Genomic DNA, 10,360 nt, shown 5'->3' with positions numbered 1-10,360 from the left:
GATTAAGATAAAGAGGTGTGAGTATATGGCCAATTTTGTCCGTTATCATGTAGGTGACGTCGTACAGATGAAGAAAGCCCATCCGTGTGGAACGAATGAGTGGGAAGTCATGCGTATTGGCGTGGATTTTGTCATTCGCTGCTGCGGTTGTGGACATCGCGTGATGATTCCGCGGCCTAAATTTGAAAAGGCAGTCCGTAAAATTCTGAAGACTGCTGAAGAGGATGTGTAAGGTTTCTATAAAAAAGGCAGGGTTTTTCTGTAAAAGGTATTTTTATTTTTCCTGCTTTGTGGTACAATGTACCACAGCTGCTTTCTTTATTACTTTACCGAAATAAAGAAAAGAGAGATAGAAAAAGGAGGTCATCGCGTGAAACACAATACATTGGATGGAGTGAAGATGCTCCACCATGATGAAATGCGAAATTATGACCGAATTCAGGGCAAGATTGTTTCTGTCATTATGAACCACGGCTGTAAAATTATTGAAACGCCGAGTTTTGAAGATTATGATGTATACCAGCACTTTTTCCCTCATCTGCGTCAGCAGATGGTCAAGACCATTGATACAGACGGACGGGTTCTCGTTTTGCGTCCCGATGTTACGCTGCCGCTGGTAGAAACAGCAGCCCGTGAATTTCCACGGTCGAACCAGCTGCTTAAATTTGGCTATGTCAGCACTGTATTTCGCGAATATTTTGGCCGCTCTACATACGGCAAGGATTTTCTGCAGGGAGGCATTGAAATTCTGGGCGATTCCAGTCCGGAATGCGACGGCGAAGTCATCGTCATGGCTGCCGAAGTGTTAAAGGCCGTCGGTGTGGAACAGATCCGCATTGATATGGGAACGGCTGCCTATACACAGGCACTGTTTGACGGACTGCCCCTGTCGGAGCAGGAAAAAATGCAGCTTCGGGAGTACTTGTCTGACCGGAATCTGGTTGCGCTGCGGCGGTATGTAGCCTCGCTGGCATTAAACAGCGACGCCCGGCGGGCGCTGGAAGCGCTGCCCGTTTTATTTGGTCCCTATGCGCAGACTCTCAGCAAGGCGAGAGAATACAGCATTAACAGCGGCATGCTCAACGCGCTGTCCCGGCTGGAACGGGTATACGATTATATTCTGTATGCCGGTTTTGCTGATAAAGTGCAGCTGGACTTCGGCTTTGCCAGCAAACTGGATTACTATACGGATACGGTCTTTAAAGTATATATTGACGGCGCTTTGTATGATGTCATTGATGGCGGGCGGTATGATACGTTATCTGCGCAGTTTGGCGTAGACCGGCCGGCCTGCGGGTTTGGCATGAATATTAATTTGCTCTATGAATATATGAGTGACGCCGGCCTGCTGGCTCATACAGAACCGTCGTTCCAGCTCGTCGTATCGTATACCAAAGCGGATCAGACCGTTATCCGCGATCTGATGTACTGGCGGTCCCTGGGGTTCCGCGTTGCGGCATATCCCGATTCTTCCTTCATTGACAGCCGCGATTACAGCATTCATGCCATTTATCGGAATGGTTCGTATTATAAAGATGGCAAAGAACTGACGGCTGTGGAATTGGAAGAACTGGTAAGGGGGCTGTAACATGGCAATTCATATTGCGCTCGCCAAAGGGCGTATTCATAAAGCGGTCATGACGTACCTGCAGGAAAGCGGCTATGATTTTCCAACCTATTCTCTGGACAGCCGCAAGCTTATTTTTGAAGACAGCAAAGGTCTCCTGAAGGTTACGCTGGTCAAGTCGCCTGATGTGGCCGTATATGTGGAACGCGGTGCGGCTGATGTCGGCATTGTCGGTGAAGATGTGCTCGTAGAAGAAGCACCGGATGCAGACGTATACGAAGTACTGGATCTGGGCATTGGCCGCTGCCGCATGGCTGTTGCCGGCATTGCCGGAAAGCCTGTGGACATGACCAAGCGCATTACGATTGGTACAAAGTATCCGCGTATTGCGCGGAGTCATTTTGAACAGAACCATCACAGTGTGGATATTATTAAATTAAATGGTTCTGTCGAACTGGCACCGCTTGTCGGCTTGTCCGACGTCATTGTCGATATTGTGGAAACAGGCAATACCCTGCGGGCTAATGGCCTGGAAGTGCTGGAATATTTCATGGATTTCAGTGCCCGCATGATCTGTAATCCCGTGTCGTTTAAAATGAAGTATGAAGAAATAAAGAAACTGATGACTGTAATTCAGCAAAAAGAAATGGAAGCATAACTGAGGGGGAAGATGTATGGAATGGATTACTGTACCGGAACAGGGGCTGACGCTCCGCGATATACGCCGCATTACGAAGCGGAATCAGTCGGAAAGTGCAGAAATACGCAAGAGTGTAGAAGATATTCTGCAGGCTGTGCAGGAACAGGGCGATACAGCCGTGCGGGAACTGACCGAACGGTTTGATGGCGTCCATCTTGATTCCTTCCTGGTGACACAGGCAGAAATAGATAAGGCTGTCGAACAAGTCGGCGCCGATTTTATGGCCGTATTGGAAGAAACTGCCGGAAATATCCGGACCTATCATCAGCGCCAGGTAGAAAAGACCTGGATAGATACGTTCCGTCCCGGCGTACGTCTGGGAGCCAAGTTTACGCCTATTCAGCGAGTCGGCGTTTACGTACCAGGCGGCACGGCGGCTTATCCGTCTACCGTTCTGATGGATACGATTCCAGCTCATGTTGCCGGCGTTCCGTCTATTGCCGTCTTTACGCCACCGGCTAAAGATGGCTCGGTAAACCCCTATATTCTGGCTGCTGCTCATGTAGCAGGAGCAACGGAAATCTATAAAGTCGGCGGCGCTCAGGGGATTGCTGCCGCAGCATTCGGCACGGAATCGATTCCGCCTGTATTTAAAATCGTCGGCCCTGGCAACGCCTATGTGGCCATGGCCAAGCGCCTTGTATTTGGTACTGTCGGCATTGACATGATTGCCGGCCCCAGCGAAGTCGGCGTCCTGGCCGATGGATCAGCCAATCCCGTGTGGGTGGCTGCGGACCTTTTGGCTCAGGCCGAACATGACCGGCGGGCTGCTGTCTTTCTGGTTACGCCAGATGCGGCATTTGCCAAAAAGGTCGAAGGAGAAGTCAAACGGCAGCTGGAAGAACTGCCGCGAAAGGAAATTGCCGGCGCTTCCATTGAAAATTACGCCAAGATTTTTGTCACCAAAGACCACAAGCAGGCTGTGGAAATCATGAATCTCATTGCACCGGAACACTTGGAAATTGAATTTGAACAGCCGGAACAATATGTGCCGCAGATCGTCAATGCCGGGGCTATTTTCCTGGGAACGTATACGACAGAACCAATTGGCGATTATATTGCCGGACCGAATCATACGCTGCCGACAATGGGGACGGCTGCCTTTTCGTCTCCTCTGGGCGTGTATGATTTTGTCAAGAGAAGCAGCCTCCTTCAGTATAATAAAGAAGCTTTTGAAAATGTTGCAGAAAAAGTCATTCAGTTTGCCAACGTAGAAGGGCTGCAGGCTCATGGCCTGGCTGTAAGGAGGAGACTTCATGAATAATAACTGGCTTCGCCATACGATTCGCTCCTTTGAACCGTATCACGTACCGGAAATCAGGGAACATACGGTTATTAATGCCAATGAAAGTCCCTATAATATCTTTGATTTTCCAGCCGTTAAGGCAGAGTTTCTGAAACAGCTGGACCAGACGCCGTCGTACCATTACCCTGATCCGTTTGCAGAACAGCTGCGGGCTGCTCTGGCAGACTATGTGTCGTGCCGGCCGGAAGAAGTCCTGGTCGGCAGCGGCGGTGATGAAATTATCAGCCTGATTGTCAATACTTTTGTCAATCCCGGTGATACGGTGCTGATCCACACGCCGACCTTTGATATTTACGGCATTGATGCGGAAATTGCCGGCGCCAAGGTGGTGGCTGTCCCCGATTTGCCAGGATATGTGCGGAATCAGGAAGCCTTCCTGAAACAGGAAAAGAAACTGCAGCCGAAACTGACGTTCTTATGCAATCCGAATAACCCGACAGGAGAACTGCTGCCCTTATCCTATGTCGAAGCAGTGCTGCAGGCCTCGCCCAATCCGGTCGTCATTGATGAAGCGTATCTGGAATTTGCGCAGCAGGACAGCATTATTTCCAAGCTGGGGCAATACGACAATCTTATTGTCGTCCGTACCTTGTCCAAGGCCTTTGGCCTGGCAGGGCTGCGCATTGGCTATGCAGTGGCGCAAAAAGACGTGATCGAAGCCTTGTCACTGCCTAAACTGGTGTATAATCTGAACGTTTTGTCTCAGCTGGTCGGCAGAATTGCCATGGCCCACAGAGATGACATATTGGCTCATAACGTTCCGCCGACTATTGCGACCAGAGAGTATCTCCGCAATCAGCTCAATGCTCTTCCCGGCGTCACTGCCTACCGGAGTGCAGCCAACTTTGTTCTGGTTCACGTACCGGACGGCCCGGCTATGGTACAGGCTCTGAGCAGGGCCGACATATGCGTGCGATTCTATAAGGCTGCCGATTTGCAGAACTGCCTGCGCATTACGGCGACGACGATGGATGTTGCAGAAAGAGTGGCAGCTGTTTTCCAGCAGGAGGTAAGCCATGCGTAGTGCCCAGATAGAACGGGAAACGGCAGAAACGCAGATTGCCGTTTCGCTCAATCTCGACGGAACAGGAACCTTTGCCGGTACGACGGGAATTGGTTTTTTTGATCATATGATGAATTTGCTGGCCTGCCACAGCGGGATGGATATTACGCTCCATGTCCATGGCGATCTGGACGTAGATACCCATCATACGCTGGAAGATCTGGCTATTGTTTTTGGCGATGCCCTGACTCAGGCTCTGGGCGATAAAAAGGGAATTCGCCGGTACGGCATGTTTTACTGCCCTATGGATGAAGCACTGACGCGCATTGTCATCGACTTGAGCGGCCGGCCGTATCTGGTGTACGATGTGCCTCTGCAGGTAGAACGAATTGGCACGTTTGAAACGGAAATGCTCAGGGAATTTCTGTATGCCCTGTCTGTTCACGGCCGCATGAATCTGCATGTTGCCAATTTATACGGCACCAATGCCCATCACATTGTAGAATCTGTGTTCAAAGGACTGGGCCATGCGCTGAAAGAAGCGATTCGCATCGACGGCGATGAAACGAGTGTACTTTCGACAAAAGGGGTGTTATAACCGTGAAGATAGCGATTATTGATTATGAAGTAGGCAATTTGGCCAATGTATATAATGCCTGGAAGCGGCTGGGCGCAGATGTGCAGATTACGAGAGATCCCCAGGTTATACGCGACGCGGCTATTGTCGAACTTCCCGGCGTCGGCGCCATTCGGGATGCCATGGCTAACTTGCAGAAATTCGAGTTAATTCCCTTGCTGCAGGAACAGGTACAGGCAGGAAAATTTTTCATGGGCGTCTGCCTGGGGATGCAGGCTCTGTTTGAAAAAGACTATGAAGGCGGCCTGTATGAAGGACTGGGATTTCTGCCCGGACAGATCGTACCGTTTCAGACCCATTTAAAAGTGCCGCATATGGGGTGGAATGAGCTGGAATTCCGGCAGGAACACTGGCTCCAGGAAAAGCTGCCGGCCCATCCGTATGTATATTTTGTTCATTCCTATCATAAATCGCCGGTAAATACGCCAGATGTCATTGCCGTTGCCGATTATGGCCAGCCTGTTCCGGCTATTTGCGGCAAGGACAACGTCATTGGCTTTCAGTTTCATCCGGAAAAGAGCGGTGCCGTCGGCGAACAGCTGCTGCAGTCCGTTATCGAACACGTACAGAAGGAGGGCTAGGTCATGATCGTATTTCCGGCAATTGATATTCAGGGCGGTCATGCCGTTCGCCTGCGCCAGGGCGTAAAGGAAGACAGTACGACCTATTTTGATGACCCTGTGGAAGCTGCCAAAACATGGCGTGACGAAGGTGCTGTGTATCTCCATGTCGTCGATTTGGACGGCGCTTTTTCGGGAAGCCGCTGTAATGCCGACATTATTGGCCGCATTTGTAATACTGTCGATATTCCCGTGCAGGTCGGCGGCGGCATTCGCAGTGAAGAAGCGATTCGTGCGTATCTGGATGCCGGCGTCAGCCGTGTGATTATTGGCTCCAAAGCGGTGGAAGATGAAGGGTTTATTACGGAAATGGCAAAAAAATACGGCTCGTCTCTGGCCGTATCTATTGATGCCAAAGGCGATGTCGTAGCAACGCGGGGCTGGGTGGACGGCAGTGATAAAAAGGTACTTCCCTTTGCTCAGTTTCTGCTGTCTATCGGCATTCATACCATTGTATATACGGATATCAGCCGTGACGGCATGCTGACCGGCCCTAATATGGATATGCTGCAGCAGCTGCAGCAGCTGCCGCTTATCCGTCTTATCGCTTCCGGCGGTATGAGCAGCATTGCCGATTTAAAGAAGCTGCAGGCTATGAATGTATATGGTGCCATTACCGGTAAAGCACTGTATGAAGGCCGTATTACGATGGAAGAAATTCGCGGACTAGGGGGAATGTAAGATGCTGGCAAAACGAATTGTACCTTGTCTGGACGTGCGCGACGGCCGCGTTGTAAAAGGCAAACAGTTTAAACATATTCAGGATGTCGATGATCCTGTCAAATTAGGAAAATATTATTCTGATCAGATGGCAGACGAACTGGTATTTTATGATATTACGGCAACGCACGAACACCGCAATATCTTTCTTGACGTCGTGCGGTCTGTAGCGGAAGCGATCAATATTCCCTTTACCATTGGCGGCGGCATCCGTACGATTGATGATTTTCATCAGGTCCTGCGGGCTGGTGCTGACAAGGTATCAGTCAATTCGGCAGCAGTTCTGCGGCCCGAACTGATTCGGGAAGCAGCGCAGCGGTTTGGCAGTCAGTGCGTTGTCTTGTCCATCGATGCCAAGCGGGACGGAAAAGGAGGCTGGCAGGTATATGTCGAAGGGGGACGCAAAAACACGGGCATTGATGCCATTGCCTGGGCAAAACAGGGCGTAGCTCTCGGCGCCGGGGAAATATGCATGAACTCCATGGATTCAGATGGAGAAAAAGCCGGTTTTGACCTGGACCTGAACCGTCGCCTGGCAACGGAACTGCCTGTGCCGATTATCGCTTCTGGCGGTGCCGGATGTATGGAAGATTTTAAAAACGTCTTCGATGTAGGCGTTGATGCCGCTCTGGCAGCATCGGTATTTCATTTTGGCCAGATCGATATTCCAGACTTAAAGAGATACCTGCAGGGGCAGGGGATTGCAATGAGAGGGGCAGAACGCTGATGGATACAGTAGCAATAGCAGATATTAAATTTGATGCTGCCGGTCTTGTACCGGCTGTCGTGCAGGAAGGAAGAAGCGGCCAGATCCTGATGGTTGCCTATATGAACAAAGAGTCGCTGGAAAAGACAGTCGCTACTGGTGAAACCTGGTATTACAGCCGGAGCCGCCAGGAATTATGGCATAAAGGCGAAACATCCGGCCATTTCCAGAAGGTTCTCGATATATTTGTCGACTGCGATGCTGATACGCTTCTCGTCATTGTCGATCAGACCGGAGCGGCCTGCCATACAGGTCATAAATCATGCTTCTTCCGGCGTTTAGCCGGCTGGGACGGCACCTATACGGGCGGGTTGTCCATGTTGTCGCGTCTGGGAGATGAAATTAAAGAAAAACGCCTTCATCCGACAGAAAAGTCGTATACAGCCTACTTGCTGCAGACCGGCATTGATAAAATTTGCAAGAAAATCGGTGAAGAATCATCAGAAGTCATTATCGCCGCAAAAAATGCCGATCCTGTAGCCGGTACTTCATCAGCTGAAGCCGATGCACTGCGCCTGGAAGTGTGCAAAGAATCGGCCGATCTGCTGTACCATCTTGCTGTCGTATGGGAAGATGTAGGCGTGTCTGTCAACGACGTCATGAAGGTGTTGGAACAGCGATCTCATGTAGAAGGCAATAAAAAAACAGTCGGTCATTTGGACAAAACCTTTTAAGGAGATATAATGAAAAAAGTTATCTTTGACGTAGATGGTGTCCTTCTCAGCGAAAAGCGGTATTTCGATGTATCGGCTCTGTGCTTGTGGGAATGGTACTACAGTAAAGCCTTCATGAAAATGGGGAAAGAAGTGGTCACGGCTGATGTAACAGATGCGCAGATTGATGCGCTGCGGGCTCGCTTTTGGGATCACGATGTCATCCTGAACTGGCTCAAGCAGCACGGCGTCAACAGCAACTGGGATATGGTACACGCCCATATTGTCGTTACGCTGTGGCTCATGCTGGAACAATATGAGCGCAACCACTGCGCCGTCGATATTTACCTCAATACGATGGATGACGTACAGTACCTGGGTTCTTTGCTGCGCAATATCGAAGTCCCTGACGCTGCCCAGGTGTACCATCGGCTTATCAACGTCATTCCCGACCGGGCTGGAAAAGACGAGGTATTTGCGTACTTGTCCAAAGCCGTAGAATCTTCTCTGGGAAAATCTTCCAAGACGTGGACGCCGTTGAACTCCCCCTTATGGAAGCTTCATTTTGCAGCCTTTCAGGAATGGTACTTTGGTGATGAGCTGTATACACAGACTTACGGCAAGGCACCGTATGCTCCTGGAAAGGCAGGATTTCTGCGCCGTGAAGTACCTCTCGGGACGGCTGAAGGAATTCGGCAGATGTTCCAGACTTTGAAGAAGCGGGGCTATGAAATCGCCATTGCTACGGGACGGTCGCAGATGGAAATGGAAGTGCCTTTCCGTACATATCACTGGCTGGAAGAATTTGATCCCCTCTATGTAGCAACGTATACGGATGTGGAAGAAGCGTCGAAACAGCTGAAGATGTCTTTGGATAAACCGAATCCTTTTGCGTATTATCTGGGAGCTTTTGGACGCCATCCCGAACTGTATGCAGACTATGTAAAGCGGCCAGGGGACTTTAAACGAGGAATCTATTATATTGTCGGCGATTCCCTGGCTGATGTATGGTGTGCCAAAGCTATGGGAGCCGTAATGATCGGTACGCTGACCGGGCTGGACGGCGAAAAGGCCCGGGCCATGTTTACGAAAGAAGGAGCAGATTATATTGTTCCTTCTGTAGAAGATATTTTGACTATATTGCGATAAAAGCAGACAGACTTGCGTATGGTATATGCGTTAGTCTGTCTGTTTGTGCGCCAGGCATTCTGCATAGTCTGTACATTCGGAGACGCTGTATGCTGACAGGTGCTGAGAAAGGTAGAAGCCCATGAAAATCAAGGATATACGTATTGGAAAAATTTCTGTGCCGTTAAAAACGCCCTTTAAGACTGCGCTGCGCCAGGTCCGTACGGCAGAGGACCTGATCATACAGGTTATCGGCGATGACGGTTCTGTCGGCTATGGCAATGCGCCGGCAACCGTAGTCATTACAGGAGACAGCCACACGTCTGCAGCGGCGGCGATCAGGCAGTATCTTGCCCCGGCTGTGATAGGCCGGGATATTGATGACCGGGAAGATATTCTGCAGGCTGTTCAGCAGGCTATGGTACATAATACGTCGGCGAAGGCAGCTGTAGATATGGCCGTCCATGATTTATTTGGTCAAAAATATGGCTTGCCTTTATACCGCTTTTTTGGCGGTGCCAGGAACGAAGTGGTCTCAGATCTGACGATTAGTGTCAATGATCCTGCGGTGATGGCTGATGATGCCCGTAAAGCCGTTTCTGAAGGGTACAGGCAGCTTAAATTGAAAGTTGGTGTCGGCGCCGATATTGACTTTCAGCGTGTTTCTGCTGTACGGCAGGCTGTAGGTCCGGATATGGGGATTCGTCTGGATGCCAATCAGGGCTGGACTGCAAAAGAAGCGATACGCCTTATTCGCCGCATGGAAGATGCCGGGCTGGATATTGAACTGGTGGAACAGCCTGTGCCGGCCTGGGATATAGAAGGACTGAAGCAGGTAACGGATCATGTCGATGTGGATATCATGGCCGATGAAGCCGTGTTCAGCCCTCACGATGTGTTTCGTCTGCTGTCCATGCGGGCCTGTGATCTCATCAATATTAAACTCATGAAAGCCGGAGGACTGGCGCCGGCGGCGCAAATGGCAGCTGTAGCGGCATCTGCCGGCGTGGGCTGCATGATGGGGTGTATGCTCGAGTCTAAAGTAGGAATTACTGCAGCGGCCAGCTTGTCTGCCGGTATGAGATGTATTCAAAAAAATGATCTGGATGCAGCCGATCTGATGGCAGCAGATCCGGTAGCAGGCGGTCTGCAGTATCAGAATGGACGCCTGGTACTGACTGATGCACCGGGACTGGGAATCACAGAAATAAAAGGCTGGCAGGAGCTGTCATTTTAATTGACATAGATACGTATATTATC

The 10,360-nt window shown here is 50.3% G+C and carries 12 protein-coding genes; all 12 read left to right on the top strand.

The window, feature by feature from the left end; genetic code table 11:
* Positions 1–25 precede the first annotated feature (25 nt).
* The 12 genes from Q3886_RS05515 to Q3886_RS05460 all read left to right on the top strand — a co-directional run bounded on the left by Q3886_RS05515 (position 26) and on the right by Q3886_RS05460 (position 10,337).
* Complete coding sequence (locus tag Q3886_RS05515; RefSeq protein WP_301860171.1) at positions 26–232, top strand: DUF951 domain-containing protein; 207 nt, start codon at positions 26–28, stop codon at positions 230–232.
* Positions 233–370: 138 nt separating this feature from the next.
* On the top strand, positions 371–1,588 hold the full coding sequence (locus Q3886_RS05510; RefSeq protein WP_301860170.1) for an ATP phosphoribosyltransferase regulatory subunit: 1,218 nt from the start codon (positions 371–373) through the stop codon (positions 1,586–1,588).
* 1 nt (position 1,589) lies between these two features.
* The gene (hisG, locus tag Q3886_RS05505) at positions 1,590–2,225 is read left to right on the top strand and encodes an ATP phosphoribosyltransferase (RefSeq protein WP_301860169.1); all 636 of its coding nucleotides are present in this window, start codon (positions 1,590–1,592) and stop codon (positions 2,223–2,225) included.
* 16 nt (positions 2,226–2,241) lie between these two features.
* A complete protein-coding gene (gene hisD, locus Q3886_RS05500; RefSeq protein WP_301860168.1) occupies positions 2,242–3,531 on the top strand; it encodes a histidinol dehydrogenase in 1,290 nt (429 codons plus the stop codon).
* Positions 3,524–4,597, top strand: coding sequence for a histidinol-phosphate transaminase (gene hisC / locus Q3886_RS05495; RefSeq protein WP_301860167.1), 1,074 nt, complete (start codon positions 3,524–3,526; stop codon positions 4,595–4,597). The genes hisD and hisC overlap by 8 nt, the downstream gene beginning before the upstream one ends.
* Complete coding sequence (gene hisB, locus Q3886_RS05490) at positions 4,590–5,174, top strand: imidazoleglycerol-phosphate dehydratase HisB (protein ID WP_301860166.1); 585 nt, start codon at positions 4,590–4,592, stop codon at positions 5,172–5,174. Before hisC ends, hisB begins: the two co-directional genes overlap by 8 nt.
* A gap of 2 nt (positions 5,175–5,176) precedes the next feature.
* Positions 5,177–5,794 carry an imidazole glycerol phosphate synthase subunit HisH gene (hisH, locus tag Q3886_RS05485; RefSeq protein WP_301860165.1) on the top strand — a complete coding sequence of 206 codons (618 nt, stop codon included), beginning with the start codon at positions 5,177–5,179 and terminating at the stop codon, positions 5,792–5,794.
* A gap of 3 nt (positions 5,795–5,797) precedes the next feature.
* Positions 5,798–6,514, top strand: a complete 717-nt coding sequence (gene hisA / locus Q3886_RS05480) for a 1-(5-phosphoribosyl)-5-[(5-phosphoribosylamino)methylideneamino]imidazole-4-carboxamide isomerase (RefSeq protein ID WP_301860164.1) — start codon at positions 5,798–5,800, stop codon at positions 6,512–6,514.
* Between the two features lies 1 nt (position 6,515).
* Entirely contained in the window at positions 6,516–7,280 is a 765-nt protein-coding gene (gene hisF, locus Q3886_RS05475) for an imidazole glycerol phosphate synthase subunit HisF (protein ID WP_301860163.1), read from the top strand.
* The gene (gene hisIE / locus Q3886_RS05470; RefSeq protein ID WP_301860162.1) at positions 7,280–7,993 is read left to right on the top strand and encodes a bifunctional phosphoribosyl-AMP cyclohydrolase/phosphoribosyl-ATP diphosphatase HisIE; all 714 of its coding nucleotides are present in this window, start codon (positions 7,280–7,282) and stop codon (positions 7,991–7,993) included. The genes hisF and hisIE overlap by 1 nt, the downstream gene beginning before the upstream one ends.
* A 9-nt stretch (positions 7,994–8,002) precedes the next feature.
* Positions 8,003–9,121: an HAD family hydrolase gene (locus Q3886_RS05465; protein ID WP_301860161.1), complete on the top strand. Its 1,119-nt coding sequence runs from the start codon at positions 8,003–8,005 to the stop codon at positions 9,119–9,121.
* Between the two features lie 157 nt (positions 9,122–9,278).
* Entirely contained in the window at positions 9,279–10,337 is a 1,059-nt protein-coding gene (locus tag Q3886_RS05460) for a mandelate racemase/muconate lactonizing enzyme family protein (protein WP_301860160.1), read from the top strand.
* Positions 10,338–10,360 lie beyond the last annotated feature (23 nt).

Origin of the sequence: uncultured Megasphaera sp. (genome assembly GCF_958350005.1) — a bacterium.
Classification (GTDB): Bacteria; Bacillota; Negativicutes; order Veillonellales; family Megasphaeraceae; genus Megasphaera.
Note: the sequence above shows the minus strand (reverse complement) of the source record. Positions and strands in the feature narration are given on the sequence as shown.